Here is a 14147-nt window from a genome sequence, read left to right as displayed (position 1 = left end):
ATGCGGCCGACAGCATTGCGAAGTCGTGTTCAGGATCGTGTGAAAGCCGGCCTGCTATCCACCCGCCAGATAGAAATCCAGCGGGATCAGCTCCACCGCCCAGCCGCCCGCCTCGCCGATCTGCGCGGCCGGATGCATCGCCGCGATGCGCAGCGCTTCGTCGTGGCTGTCCGCCTCGATGATGAACAGCCCGCCCACCACCTCCTTGCTCTCGGTGTACGGCCCATCGGTGATCCGGGTCTTGCCGTCGTGCGGGCGCAACGTGCGCCAGTGCTCCAGGTCACCCAGCGAAGCGGACACCAGCACCTTGCCGGTGGCGCGCATCGCCTCGTCCAGCGCCGGGCACTGGCCTACCAGCGCCTTGACGTCTTCCGGCGCCATCGCGGCGAACCGGTCGGGAGTGAAGTAGGCCAGGCCGAGGTATTTCATGGGACTGCTCCAGGGTGGGTGCCTATACGACGATGCAGGATGGCGGGAATCGACATCGGGGAAGTCGACTCTGACCCCGGTTCCGGACCCAAGTACTCAGGAGAACTCACTGACAAGCACCACCAGTGCGAACCATGTGCATCCCGCGCGTGTCACGGGATGGATGCGCCCGATCTGTTTCCGGTCGTAAAGCCACAGGGACAGGAAGAAGCCGGCCCAGCTGCCCCAGCGGAATACGAGGTAGGCGATCTCATCCACCTGCCTGGTGTAGAGCGTGGAAAACAGCGGCTTGGCCCACGACATGACCAGCGGGTCGTAAATGCGATCCACCACCGGCCCCAGCATGAAGAAGGTGCCGATGAAGATCAGCCGCTTGTGCCAATCGGACCGCCCGCGCAGTTGCCATGCAAGCAGGACACACAGGGCATAGCCCGGCAGCAGCAGGCGGTTGGCCCGCACCTCGGGCTCCATGTTCGCCCAGCCCTTCCACAGCACGACGAAGATGTAGAGCGTGCTGAGGGTGACGCCGATGGCGACGATGAAAGCGGCAATGCCAAGCTTCCGGTGCAGGCGCAGCTTGCGCGTCCTCACCAGGTTCGCCTGCGTCGCCAGCAGCACGTACCAGGCCAGCCCGAACAAGCCGTGGACGATGAACTTCGGGTCGCTGTTGCTGGGCTGGCTCACATCCGTGAACAGGTTGTCGGAGAACGCGACAACGCTCAGTACCAGCAGCAACACGCTGACGATGGAGAAGTAGGTTCCCGATGTTGGCTGGGTCATTGCGCTCCCCGCGCGCGTGGAAGACCGAAGACGCTTCAAGCTCAAAGCACGGGGCTTCGGGGCCACACCGGCCAACTGCTTTCGAAATCGACTCTGCCGCGGGATTCCTACTGGGTGGGGTCTACCCCTAAATTCAACTGATGAGTGAACCTGACCCCGTTTCGCTCATGGGGTTGCTCCGGGGTGGGTGTCTGGATGACGATCCGGAGTGGCGCGAATCGGCATTGGGGAAGTCGATTTTGACCCCGGTTCTTGCCGATAAGTGAACCTGCCCCGTTCTTGCTTACACTCTCCGATAAGTGGACCCGACCCCGTTCTTGCTTGTTCTCAAAACTGGGGAAGTCGACTCCGGCCAACGATGTTCTGATCCGTATTGTTCGCGACTGCTCGTTTTCTCCGTGCTCCTGTCGTGGCAACCTGTAATGCACGGCAAGTCAATCAGGAATCCTTCATGCCCACTTACATATACGCTGACAATTATCGCGGCTTTAAAGGAATGTTTTTTGCGCTCAAACAGGTGAATTTCTTGGTGGGGGAAAACAGTACTGGAAAATCTTCTATTTTGGAGCTTATAGAGAATCTCGCAGACGTAAATTTTTGGGCGTTCCATCCTGAATTTGGTGGCGAGTTTACCCCTCGACGACATTTTAGTGACCTTGTTTCACTGGATTCCCCCAGTAAAAGAAGTTTCACCATTGGTGCTATCTCAATTACAAAGACAAAAGCAGAATCTGTACATGGGATGCTCGTAACTTATATCAATAATGACGGACGACCTTTCCCATCGAAAATTTCGGTCATTTCTGACAATTGCATTCGCACCGTAGAGGGTAACTTTTCAAAATCCAAAGGTGACATGCTAAAGGCATACGAGAAAACTTTTAACCGGGCAACTACCTGTAAAGACGAGGTCGACCGTTTGCAAGCAATGGCACGAGCGCACGCCACTCCTGCAAATCCAAAGACATTCAATAGTCCTAGGGTAGGAGTGCCGTTGCTCCTTAGGTTTTCCGAGCAACTTCATGGAAAAGATGCTGCGCGATCCTTGCAGCAGAAGTTTCGCGCGCCTTCATTCTCCCGGCAATTTGTTGAACTCGCTCCAATCCGAACGAAGCCAAAAAGAACCTATGATTCACCCGAAACACCATTTTCGCCAGAGGGCGATCATACTCCTTACGTAATAAGAAAAAGGTTGTCCTCAAAAACAGGCAAGGAATTTAAGGAATTTATGCATTTGGCGGGTGCAGACTCCGGCCTGTTCCGTACCCTCTCAGTTAGGGAATACTCTCCTGAGGATCGTGCGCCGTTCGAGATCAGGGTAAATCTCGACAAAGGCGAACTTACCCTTGATAACGTGGGCTATGGCGTTTCTCAGGCGCTGCCATTGCTTGTTGAAATTTTTGTCCAGCCGAAGGGTTCGACATTCGCGATACAGCAGCCGGAAGTGCACCTGCATCCGCGGGCTCAGGCGGCCTTCGGTGACGTTATTGCCTCCATTGCACGGGTTGATGGCAAGCAGTTTTTAATAGAAACACATAGTGATTTCACTATTGATCGCTTTCGAATGAATGTTAAGAAGAGCGGAAATATCGAAAGCCAAATCCTGTTTTTTGAGCGATCCGCGGGCAATAACAAAATAACTGCAATTGATATCAAGGAGGACGGCTCAATTGGCGAGGACCAACCAGAGTCATATCGCGAGTTCTTCCTAAATGAATCTCTGGCGAATCTCTAGGGGCTCAGAATGTGCATCGTATCGGATCCTCCGGCCCTTCTAGCCATATTCAAGCGAGATCATGAAAGGCATGCAGATTTCTCGCATATCGGGGACTGGGTTATAAAAGGAAATGGAAAATTTGTAATGGGCGGCACGCTATATAAACAGGAGCTGGCCCACTTAAAATCATTAGTTCCGCTAATTGCTGAGCTTAAAAGAAAAAACAAAATAGTTTCTGCTGATGATGTAGCTATCGATGCGAGAGTTAAAGAATTAAAGGTGCTTGAGCCGAGCAAGGATTTCGATGATCCTCACTTGGTCGCGCTGTCGAGCACTACTGGCTGCAAAATTATTGGAATAATTGACCCTAGGGCTCATAGGTTTTTGCGTCGAGGTGATTTTTACGCCCGACTAAGAGACAGGCCTAATCTATATACGCGCGCCAAGAATGCGCATCTTCTAAATCCTAAAAACATCGCTAAGTGTTGTAAGTAGCAGTAAAAGTGCCTTAATCCGTCGACTTAGCGCTGCCTTCGTAGTCACTCCCCCAACCTCCACCCCAACCCCGACACCCGTCCCGCATGCCGTCCCAGCGCCGCGGCTATCACCTCCGCGCTCCCTGCAATATGCAACGCGGTCCGCGCGCGGGTCAGGCCGGTGTAGAGCAGTTCGCGGCTGAGCACGCGGGCATCCTGGCGTGGCAGCTGCAGCCACACTTCGTCGAATTCGCTGCCCTGCGCCTTGTGCACGGTCATGGCGAAGGCGGATTCGTGCGCGGGCAGTGCGGCGGGGTGGAAGGCGCGGACGCCTTCGCTGCCGCCGGGGAACCAGGCCAGCAGCGCGCCGCTGGCATCAAACAGGCACAGGCCCACGTCGCCGTTGAACAGGCCGTGGCGGTAGCTGTTTTCGGTGATGAGCAGCAGGCGGCCGGGGAACCACGCGGGCGGGCTGCCGATGCGGCGGCCGGAAAGCTGCGCCTCGATGCGGGCGTTGAGGCCGCGCGCGCCCTGCGGGCCGTCGCGCAGGGCGGTGAGCAGGCGCAGGCGGTTGGCGCCGGCCAGCGCGGTGGCGGGATCGGCGGCGTTGGCCAGGCCGCGGAAATGCGCCAGCAGGTCGAAGCCGCGCGCGGCCAGCGGGTCGTCGGTGCCGTCGTGGAAGTGGATGTTGGCGAGGCTGCCGGCGCGCAGCAGGGCCAGCGTGTCGTCGGTGTCGCCGCGCCGCACGGCGTCGGCCAGCGGCGCGAGCTGCAGGCTGTCGCTCTGGCGCCAGCCGCGGGTGAGGTGGGCGCGATGGCCGTGCAGGCCGGGTGGCGCGGGCAGTGCGGGCCGTGCAGGTTCCGCGGGGAACAGCGGCAGCGTGGTTTGCGGCCCGGCCGCTTCGGCCGCGGGTGCGATGTCGGCACCGGCCGATGCCACGGCGGCGGCACCGAGCAGCGGCGCCAGCGCGGCGGCATCGTCCGCGCGCAGGGTGTTGCCGTCGCCCGCGGCGCGCAGGATGCCGGCCAGCACGTCGCCGGCTTCCACCGAGGGCAGCTGGTCGGGATCGCCCAGCAGGATCAACTGCGCGCCATCCGCCACGGCTTCGGCGAGTTTGCACATCAGCGGCAGGTCCACCATCGAGGCTTCGTCCACCACCACGATGTCGAACGGCAGCGGGTTGCCGGCGTGGTGGCGGAAACGCGGCGCATCCGGGATCACGCCGAGCAGGCGATGCAGGGTGCTGGCCTCGCCCGGCAGCGCGGCCAGGGCGTCGTCGATGCCGAAAGATTCCATCTGCCGCACGGCGCGGCGCAGGCTTTCGGCCATGCGGTCGGCGGCGCGGCCGGTGGGCGCGGCCAGGGCGATGCGCGGCGGCGGGTGGCCGGCCTGCAGCGCCTGGACGATGCGCAGCGCCAGCAGCCGCGCAATCGTGGTGGTCTTGCCGGTGCCGGGGCCGCCGGTGACCAGCAGCAGGTTGCGGCGCAGTGCCAGCGCGGCGGCGCGGGCCTGGGCATCGCCGCGGGCGGCGTCGGGGAACAGCTGCGCGAACAGCGGCGCCAATGCGTCGATGCCTGTCTCCGGCATCGCGGCAGCGGCAATCGCGCGCAGCCGCAGCGCCAGCCGGCGTTCGTATTCGCGGTAGCGGCGCAGGTAGAGCAGGCCGTGTTCGAACACCAGCGGCGCCGCCTCCGCCTGCAGGTCTTCCGCGGCGGGCGTGGCGACGAAGCGGGATGCCGCCAGTGCCTGCGCCCAGCTGTCGGCCTCCGGCCACGCCAGCTCGGCATCCACCAGCAGCCGCGGCTGCGCGGGGTCGAAACCGGCATGGCCCTGCGCCACCGCCAGCGAGGCCAGTGCGGCCGCGGCCAGCACGCTGTCGGGCGTGTCCGGGTCGAGCCGGCGCAGGGTGTTGGCCAGCGCATCGTCCAGCGGGCGCAGCGCATTGATGCGGTCGAGTTCGCGCAGCAGGCTCATGCGGCGGGCCTCCGTGCGGGGTGGCCGAACAGGGCATCCAGCGCATGCACCAGTTCGGGCGTGAAGCGCTGCGCGTGGATGCCGGGGGAGGCCGCGCTGCCGGCATCGAGGCCGCGGCAGAACAGGTAGCGGATGCCGCCGAAGTCGCGCGCGTAGTCGTAGCCTGCGCCCAGCCGGAAGCGCAGCCAGCGGTGCAGGGCCAGCGTGTAGATCAATGCCTGCAGGTCGTATTCGCTGTGCGCCATCGCGCGCTGCAGCGCCGCGTCGTCATAGCCGGGCAGGCGGTTGGATTTGTAGTCGAGCACGTACCACTTGCCGGCGTGGCGGTAGGTCAGGTCGATCAGGCCGGTCATCAGGCCTTCCAGCCGTTGCCGCGCGCCGAAGCGGTCGCGCTCGCGGACGATGCCGTGCGCGTGCAGCAGTTGCAGCAGGGCATCGACCTGCGTGGGCCGCAGGGCGAACTGGAATTCGATTTCCGGCCGCCGTTCGGTGGGCGGCACGTCGCACAGGCGGGTGCCTTCCGGCAGCGCCACGGCCAGGGTGTGGCCGATCAGCTGCGTGGTCAGCGCGATGCCGTCGTCCAGCGCGTCCTCGCCGTAGCCTTCGCCGCGCAGCGCCGTGGCGATGACGCGCGCTTCTTCCGCCGGCGCAGGCGCACCCGCTCGCCAGCCTGCCCACGCATTGAAATCGGCGTGTTCCAGCGCCGCGTGCAGGGCCACGCCGTAGCGGTTGCCGGCGAAGCGCGGGTCGAAGGCTTCGGCCGGCGCGGTGTCGTCCGCGTTCTCCGGTTCGTCGTGGCCGCCGGGCGCCGGCAGGGTGGCGGCGCTGGCGGTGTCGCCGCCGGCCTCGGCGCGGGCCAGCTGGCTGAAGCTGTACACCCACCAGTCGTTGTGCAGCGTGCGCATGGCCTCGCGCGCGGGCGGCACCGCGGCATCGGACGCCGGCGGCAGGCGCGGCAGATCGACCGGTAGCGGCGCGGTATCGAATGTGATGCCGGCCTGCCGCAGCGCGTCGGCATCGCCCAGCAGCTTCGCCAGCGCCGTCTTGTCGGCGCAGTAGAAATCGCCGCTGGCGATCCACAGCGCGTGCTCGGCACGGGTCAGGCCGACGTAGAGCAGGCGCGCGTCCTCGGCGCGCTGCTCGGCCTTCCATGCGCTGCTGGCGCTGTTCCAGTCCGCTTCGGGCAGCGTTTCGAACTTCCAGTGCAGGCGGCGCGCGCCTTCCAGATGCACGCTGCAATGGCGGCCCGGCGGCTTTTCATTGCTGCCGATGCCGACGAAGGGCAGGAACACCAGCGGGTATTCCAGGCCCTTGCTCTTGTGCAGGGTGACGATCTGCACCCGCCTCGCGTCGGACTCCAGCCGCAGCAGCTGCGCTTCGTCATTCGCATCGGCGCCGGCGATCGCGCGGCCCAGCCAGTCCACCAGACCGTGCAGGCCCAGCGCGCTGCGCTGCGCTTCCTGCAGCAGTTCGGCCAGCTGCAGGTAGTTGCCGATCCGGCGTTCGCCGTCGACCAGCGCCAGCAGGCGTTCGCCGTGCGCCGCGCACAGGTCGCCCACCAGCGCCAGCGGGCCGCCGCCGCGCAGGCGCTCGCGCCAGCGCTGGGCCTCCAGCTGCCAGCGGCGGTGGGCGTCGCCGTCGCGCTCCAGCGCGTCGATGGCCAGCGCGTCCAGCCCCAGCAGCACCGTCCCCAGCGCGGCGCGCAGGCGGCCGTCGTCGGCGCCGTGCAGCAGTGCCAGCAGCAGCGCGTGCAGCTCGCGCGCCTCGCCGGTGGCGAACAGGCTCTGCTTGCCGGCCGCGACCGCGGGAATGCCGAGCAGGGCCAGCGCCTGCTGGATCATCAACGCCTCCCGGTGCGAACGCACCAGCACGGCGATGTCGCCGGGCTGCACCGGCCGCGGCGCTTCCCTGTCCATCAGCTGTGCGTTGCCGGCGCGCGCATCTGTCAGCACCGCATGGATGGCGGTGACGCAGGCGCGGGTGGCGAGCTCGCGCGCCTGGCCGGCGCTCCAGCAGGTCGGCTTGCCGTCTTTCTTGAATCCGCCGGTGGCCGGGGCCCGCCAGACCGTCAGCGCCGGCGCGGGTTCGCCATTGCGCAGGTAATCCGCGTCGGCGCGCTTGCCGCCGGCTTCGACTTCGAAGAAGCGGATGCGCGGATCGACGAAGGCGGCGTCGCCGGCCTGCCGGTACAGCGCGGCAATCGCGGTGAGCAGGGCGGGCCGCGAGCGGAAGTTGTGCGCCAGCGCCGGGGCGTGGTCAGCGATGGCGGCGGCCTCCAGATAGGTGTGCACGTCGCCGCCGCGGAAGCCGTAGATCGCCTGCTTGGGGTCGCCGATCAGGAACAGCGCGGGCTCGCTGCTTTCGCTGCCGAACACGCGCTCGAAGATCCGCCACTGGCGCGTGTCGGTGTCCTGGAACTCGTCCACCAGCGCCACCGCGTACTGCGCGCGCAGGCGTGCGGCGAGGGCGTCGCCGTGCGGGCCTTCCAGCGCTTCGGCCACCCCGTCGATCAGGTCGTCGTAGCCCTGCACGCGGCGCTCGCGCTTGCGCGCGGCCATGCGGGCGCGGGCGTCCCCGCGCAGGCGGTGCAGCAGGGCGGCGCGGCGCAGCGCGCGGTATTCGTCATGCGCATGCAGGGCGTCCAGATACGGCGCGATCAGCTGGCACAGCGGCGAGGCCGGAAGCTGCGCGTCCTTGCCCTTGTTGACCTTGCCGCGCAGCGTGTCCGGGGCGAAGCGCTCGATGCGCACATCCGGCGGCGCGGAGAACTCACCGCCGTCGCACCAGTTCCGCCACGCCGGCCACAGCGCTTCGATCCAGTCCAGCTTGTAACTCTGGCCGTTGAGCACATTGTTCGCCAGCGCGGCGCGCAGCGCTTCGAGGAAGTCGTCGCCGTGGGCGCGGAACCCGTCGGCCAACGCCTGCCCGCTGGCCTGCACGCGCGATTGCGGGTCCGCCGGCAGCGGCGCATCCGGCGGCAGCAGCACCTGCCCGCCCAGCAGTGCCGGCAGGTCCTTCGCCAGCTCCTCGTAGCCGCCCCGCCACAGCGCGGCCAGGTCGTCCGCGCCCTCTTGCGTCTGCGCGTGCTGGCGCCACAGGTCGGCGGCGATCTCCTTGCGCAGCTCGGCATCGCTGGCCAGCAGTTCCGGCGCATCGAAGCCCTGGCCGGCTTCCAGCGCGTGTTCGCGCAACACCCGCGCGCAGAAGCCGTGGATGGTGAAGATCGTGGCCAGGTCGATTTCCACCGCGGCCTGGCGCAGGCGCCGGCGCAGCGCGGCGTCGCTTTCGCCGCTGGCGGCGCGATGGTGCTGCAGCAGGGCGCGGGTGAGTGCGGCCTCGGCGCTTTCGTCTTCGGCCGGCGCCGCGTCCACCAGTGCCAGCGCCAGCTGCAGGCGTTCGCGGATGCGCTTGCGCAGCTCCTGCGTGGCCGCTTCGGTGAAGGTGACGGCGAGCACCTGGCCGATGCGCAGGCCACGCTCCACCACCAGCCGGGTCACCAGCGTGGCCAGCGTGTAGGTCTTGCCGGTACCGGCGCTGGCCTCGACCAGGCGCACGCCGTCCAGCGGCAGGTGCAGGTATGGATCGGGCGCGGGCTGGTTCATGCCGCGTCCTCCGCGTCGTCGTCTGGCAGCGCCATGTCGTCGATGTCGATGGGCGCGGGCAGGCCGTTTTTGACCGCGCCGAACACGATACCGGCCATCCGCGCGAACCCGCGCAGCGCCTCGCTGCTGTCGAACGGATCGCGCCCGCGCAGCGCCAGCCGCAGCGCCTCGCTGCTGCCTTCGGCCCAGCCGCCGTTGCCGCTGCCGCGCCACTTCTTCGCCGCGTTGCCCACGCCCGCGTTGATGCTTTTTGCGCCGAACAACTCCCAGCCGCTGTAGGGCGCGAACGGCAGCGGCTGCTGCAGGCCCTCGCGGCGCAGCGCCAGCAGCGCGCGCAGCGCCTCGGTCGCGTCGTCGCGCGACAGCGCATTGCGGGTATGCGGGCCGATGCCGGTATCGGCTTCGTGGAATTCCACGAACGGCAGCTCGACGCCGGCCGCGCGCGCCAGCAGCCAGTCCAGCCCGTTGCGCAGCATCGACGGGCCATTCGGCGCGCCGAAGCGCAGCCGGGCGATGCCGCTTGGCCAGACGTCCGCGATGCGGCCGTGCAGGCGAAGGCCGTCGATCTCCACCTCCAGCGGCAGCGTGTCCGCCGCCGTCGCGCCGCGCCACTGCGCGTACGGCGCCACGTAGGGCGCGACCTCGCCGGCGATCTCCGCCAGCGCGCGCCGGCCTGGCGGGCCGGAGGGCAGCAGGCCGCGCGCGCGCAGCGGCGCCTGCATCGCGTCGAGATCGTCGCCGGCCAGCAGGCGCGCGAACACCGCGCGTTGCAGCAGGCTGCGCGCCAGCCCGCGGCCCGGCACCTGCAGCGGTTCGATGTCCTCGCCGCCGTCTTCGGCTTCCGGCAGGCGCAGCTGCAGGCGCTGGCGCAGGAACTCCCCGGCCGGAGCCAGCAGGAAGCGGCGCAATGCGTCGAGCGACAGTTCGTTCTCGTCGGGCAGCGGTGCCAGCGCCGCATCCATCCGCATCCACGGCGCCAGCGCAGTGCGCGCACCGGACAGGCGACCGGCGGCCGGGTGCCAGTGGCGGCGATAGCTGAAACGGCGCGGGTCCTGCGCGTCGCCGTCATCGGCAGCGCCGAACGCGGCCGGCGAGAACGGCTGCAGTGGATGCCGCAGCACCAGCTGCTTCGCGGCCGCAGCGGCATCGACGTGCTGCGCCGCGGCCGCAGCCAGCAGCTCGGTCACCAGCACCGACGGCTCGCGCGCGCTGCCGTCGCGCGCATCCGCGCCCAGCCAGCTGAGATAGAACACGTCCTGCGCCGAGGCGAACAGCTGCAGGAACAGAAAGCGGTCGTCCTCGCGGGTCGAGCGGTCGCCGTGGCGGCGGCGCTCGCTGCCGAGCTCGGCGGTGAGGCGGTTGAGCCCGGCGGCGGGATCGCGGCGCGGGAAGTCGCCGTCGTTCATCCCCAGCAGGCAGATCACCCGGAACGGCAGCAGCCGCATCGGCACCATCCGCGCGAAGCTGACCCCGCCGGTGAGCAGCGGCGCGCGGGTATCGGCCTCGCCCAGCACGGCGGCGAAATGCGCGCGCACCGGCTCGGCAGGCACCGGCGCGTCGAAGCCGGCCTGTCCGGCCTGCGTGGCGAACGCGTCGATGAGCTTGCGCAGGCGCTCCAGCGCGCGCTGCGCGCCGCTGTCCGCCGGCGGCCTGGGCAGCAGTGCATCCAGCAGCTTCAGCAGGCGCTCGCGCCACTGCGCCGGCGGCACCGCTTCGCCCAGCGTGCGCGCATGCCGCGCCAGCACGCGCAGCAGCCGCAGCAGCCGGTCCAGCGCCTCCAGCGCGCTGCCTTCCAGTTCGCTCCACGGCGCGACCCCGGCGATGTCGTCGTCGGCGCCGCTGGCATGGCCCAGCAGCAGCCGGTCGAGCGCGAACTGCCAGGTGTAGGCATCGTCGGCCGGCGCGCCCTGGCGCGCGCGGTGGCTGGCATCGATGCCCCAGCGCGCGCCGGCTTCGCCCAGCCAGCCGCGCAGGCGCTCGAAATCATCGGCGTCCAGGCCGTTGGCCTCGGCCAGCACCGGCGTGGCCAGCAGGTCGAGGATTTCCTCCAGCCCGAAGCGCGACACCGGCAGTGCCAGCAGGCGCAGGAACAGGTCGGCCAGCGGCTCGTCGGCCAGCGGGCTGGCGTCCGCCAGTGCATACGGGATCGGGTCGCGCTGGCCGTGGCCGCCGAACACCGCGTCGAGATAGGGCACGTACGGGTCGATGTCCGGCGCCAGCACCGCGATGTCGCGCGGCTGCAGCGGCGGATCGAAGCGTGGGTCTTCCAGCAGGCCGCGCAGGCGGTCGTGCAGCACCTGCAGTTCGCGCAGCCGGGTGTGGCTGGCGTGGCACTGCAGGCTGGGTTCGTCGAGTTCCACCGCCGGGCGCAGCGGCGAACCCGGCGCGGCGCGGCGGTGGAACAGGTCCGCCTGCAGGCGCTGCAGCAGGCCGGCGTTGGCGTTTTCGGCCGGGTCGGCATAGGCGGCGATCTCGCCGCTGGGATGCACCACCTCGTAGCTGCCCAGCAGCGCCATGAAATCGCGGCCGGCCGCGCCCCAGTCGCGCAGCAGCGGGTTGTCGGCGGCATCGCCGGCGAACGGCTCCTCGCCCGCCCGCAGGCGTGCGCCCAGCGTCTGCAGGTCGCCCCAGTAGGCGCGGCTGGGCGTGGGCAGGTAGAAGTGCAGGGTGCCGACGCGCGCCTGGGTGGCCAGCACCCGCAGCACGTCGGGCGAGATGTTGAGGGTGGCGAAGGCGAACAGCCGCGACGGCAGGCCGGCGGGTTTGGCGTCGCCGTCGGCGAAACGGGCGAGGTAGTCCTGGATGCGCCGCGCGCGGTGGCCGCGGCCGCCGGTCACCGCGCGCCACAGGATCGCCTGCGGGTCGTCGCGGTCGGCGCCGTCATCCCAGCGCAGCAGCCAATCGCGCCGCCAGGCCTGGTATTTCTCGAACACCGCGGCCAGTTCGCCGGCCAGCGACCACGGCTTCAGCGGGTCGGCGTCGCCCAGCCAGCCCGCGATCTGCGCCAAGGCCGGCTTCGCCAGCAGCGACGGATCGGTCAGCGCGGCGTACAGCCGCCAGTGCAGGCCGGCGGCGTCGAGGTCGTCGCCGGCCTTGCCGAGGTTGGCGTCGAGCGCGCGGCTGACGAATTCGCCGGGGGTGAGGAATTCGAGGTTGGCGGCGACGCCGTGCTGCTGCGCCAGGGTGGCCTGCAGCCAGCGCCGCATCGCCACCTGCGGGATCAGCACGGTATCCGGCGCCAGCAGCGGCTGGCCGGCGGCCGGCGTGCGCAGTTCATCGGCCAGCAGCGCGGCCAGCACGTCCAGCGCATTGGAGTGGTAGAGGCGGAAGTCGGAGGCGGTGCCGGACATGCAGCCATGATGCCGGAGCCCCATCTCATGCAGTGAGCCGAAGCCGCCGGAACTGCGCCTTGCGGGACGCAGCATTCCAGCGCGGCAGCCGGATGGCGCTACACCGCGGTGTCGGGATGCGCGATAATTCCTGTACCCGCTGGTTCAATCGCTTCAGCCCGGTTCAGCCAGATCGCGGCAACCTGTGCGGCCTCGCGCCCGCGCGCGGCCGCTCTGCATCCCCCTTCCGGTCCCCCATTGTCATGTCCGACCCGTCCGCCACTGCCGTGCGCCTGTCGTCCGTCCGCCTGGATCGCGGCGGACGGACCATCCTGCACGGGCTGGACCTGGCGATTCCGCAGGGCAGCATGACCGCGGTGCTGGGGCCGTCCGGCACCGGCAAGTCAACCCTGCTGGCTGCGATCACCGGCGAACTGGTGCCGGTGTCGGGCCGCGTCGAGGTGTTCGGCCGGGAAGTCCCGCGCCAGCCGCGCGCGCTGCTGGAAATGCGCAAGGGCCTGGGCGTGCTGCTGCAGGGCAACGGCCTGCTCACCGACCTCAGCGTGGCCGAAAACGTGGCGCTGCCGCTGCGCGCCCACGCCCGCCTGCCGGAGCCGGTGCTGCGCCGGCTGGTGGAGATGAAGCTGGATGCGGTGGGCCTGCGCGCCGCCGCCAACCTGTTCCCGCGCGAGCTGTCCGGCGGCATGGCCCGCCGCGCCGCGCTGGCCCGCGCGTTGGCGCTGGACCCGCCGCTGCTGCTCTGCGACGAACCGCTGACCGGGCTGGACCCGATCGCCAGCGGGGTGATCATGAGCCTGCTGCGCCGGCTCAACCAGACCCTGGGCCTGACCTGCATCGTGGTCAGCCACCACGTGCGCGAAACGCTGCCGGTTTGCGACCAGGCGGTCGTCATCGCCAATGGCACCGTCATGTTCGACGGCGCCCCCGAGGCGCTGCAGGCCAGCACCGATCCGCTGCTGCGGCAGTTCCTCGACGGTACCCCCGACGGCCCGATCGCGTTCGAAAGTGCGCCCCGGCAGGAGGCCGCCTGATGCCCGTGGTCGCATCCGTGCGTTCGCTTGGCCGCGCCGGGCTGTTCTCGCTGTCGGTGCTGCGCGCCTCGCGCCCGAGCGCGGATTTCCTGGCCGAGCTGGTCAAGGAGATCTACAAGGTCGGCGCGCGCTCGCTGCCGATCATCGCGGTGGGCGGCGCCTTCGTCGGCCTGGTGCTGACCCTGCAGGGCTACCGCACGCTGCAGACCTTCGGCGCCTCGGACGCGCTGTCCACCCTGCTGGGACTGTCGCTGTATCGCGAGCTGGGCCCGGTGCTGACCGCGCTGCTGTTCATCGGCCGCGCCGGCAGCTCGATCTCGGCCGAGCTGGGGCTGATGCGCGCCACCGACCAGATCAAGGCGCTGGAGCTGATGGCGATCGATCCGCTGGCCAAGGCGGTGGCGCCGCGCTTCTGGGCGGCGGTGCTGTGCGTGCCGCTGCTGACCGGGTTCTTCTGCTCGCTGGCGATCGCCGCCAGCTGGTTCGAGGCGGTGCGCATCCTCGGCCTCGACAACGGCACCTTCTGGTCGGCGCTGCAGAACAGCGTGGATGCGTGGGACGACTTCGGCGTGGCGCTGCTGAAGTCGGCCGTGTTCGGCGGCACCGCGGCGCTGGTGGCCTCGCATTCCGGCTTCCACGCCGAACCCACCATCGAGGGCACCTCGGTGGCCACCACCCGCGCGGTGGTCAACGCCTCGCTGCTGGTGCTGATGCTCAATTTCGTGATGTCCGCGCTGATGTTCCAGTGAGGCCGGCACAGGCCCCCGCGCGTGGTCGCGCGGGGTTTC

Annotated in this window: 9 protein-coding genes; 4 read left to right on the top strand and 5 right to left on the bottom strand. The window is 68.4% G+C overall.

Annotation, left to right across the window (positions count from 1 at the left end):
- Positions 1 to 54: 54 nt before the first annotated feature.
- Together E5S66_RS00995 and E5S66_RS00990 are read right to left on the bottom strand one after the other, a co-directional pair.
- Positions 55 to 429, bottom strand: coding sequence for a YciI family protein (locus E5S66_RS00995; protein ID WP_138346748.1), 375 nt, complete (start codon positions 427 to 429; stop codon positions 55 to 57).
- A 96-nt stretch (positions 430 to 525) separates the two neighbouring features.
- Positions 526 to 1209: a hypothetical protein gene (locus tag E5S66_RS00990; protein ID WP_138346746.1), complete on the bottom strand. Its 684-nt coding sequence runs from the start codon at positions 1207 to 1209 to the stop codon at positions 526 to 528.
- Positions 1210 to 1660: 451 nt separating this feature from the next.
- Here E5S66_RS00990 and E5S66_RS00985 point away from each other — a divergent pair, with 451 nt between their 5' ends.
- Both E5S66_RS00985 and E5S66_RS13610 read left to right on the top strand, forming a co-directional pair.
- On the top strand, positions 1661 to 2944 hold the full coding sequence (locus E5S66_RS00985) for an AAA family ATPase (RefSeq protein WP_138346745.1): 1284 nt from the start codon (positions 1661 to 1663) through the stop codon (positions 2942 to 2944).
- A gap of 9 nt (positions 2945 to 2953) precedes the next feature.
- Positions 2954 to 3421 (top strand): hypothetical protein, encoded by a 468-nt coding sequence (locus tag E5S66_RS13610; protein WP_212745304.1) that lies wholly within the window; start codon positions 2954 to 2956, stop codon positions 3419 to 3421.
- 44 nt (positions 3422 to 3465) lie between these two features.
- Here E5S66_RS13610 and recD read toward each other — a convergent pair whose 3' ends face one another.
- From recD to recC, 3 genes are read right to left on the bottom strand one after another with little or no spacing between them, the layout of a single operon-like run.
- Positions 3466 to 5376, bottom strand: a complete 1911-nt coding sequence (gene recD / locus E5S66_RS00975; RefSeq protein ID WP_138346743.1) for an exodeoxyribonuclease V subunit alpha — start codon at positions 5374 to 5376, stop codon at positions 3466 to 3468.
- Positions 5373 to 8978, bottom strand: a complete 3606-nt coding sequence (gene recB / locus E5S66_RS00970; RefSeq protein ID WP_138346742.1) for an exodeoxyribonuclease V subunit beta — start codon at positions 8976 to 8978, stop codon at positions 5373 to 5375. Before recB ends, recD begins: the two co-directional genes overlap by 4 nt.
- Positions 8975 to 12328, bottom strand: a complete 3354-nt coding sequence (gene recC, locus E5S66_RS00965) for an exodeoxyribonuclease V subunit gamma (RefSeq protein WP_138346740.1) — start codon at positions 12326 to 12328, stop codon at positions 8975 to 8977. Before recC ends, recB begins: the two co-directional genes overlap by 4 nt.
- 242 nt (positions 12329 to 12570) lie before the next feature.
- On the opposite strand from recC, the gene E5S66_RS00960 reads away from it, so the two are divergent.
- Positions 12571 to 13359: an ATP-binding cassette domain-containing protein gene (locus E5S66_RS00960; protein WP_138346739.1), complete on the top strand. Its 789-nt coding sequence runs from the start codon at positions 12571 to 12573 to the stop codon at positions 13357 to 13359.
- Positions 13359 to 14108 (top strand): MlaE family lipid ABC transporter permease subunit, encoded by a 750-nt coding sequence (locus E5S66_RS00955; protein WP_138346737.1) that lies wholly within the window; start codon positions 13359 to 13361, stop codon positions 14106 to 14108. The genes E5S66_RS00960 and E5S66_RS00955 overlap by 1 nt, the downstream gene beginning before the upstream one ends.
- Positions 14109 to 14147 lie beyond the last annotated feature (39 nt).

Source organism: Thermomonas fusca, from assembly GCF_005862345.1.
Classification (GTDB): domain Bacteria; phylum Pseudomonadota; class Gammaproteobacteria; order Xanthomonadales; family Xanthomonadaceae; genus Thermomonas; species Thermomonas fusca.
The sequence above is the reverse complement of the archived record's forward strand: the minus strand, read 5'-3'. Positions and strand labels throughout refer to the sequence as shown.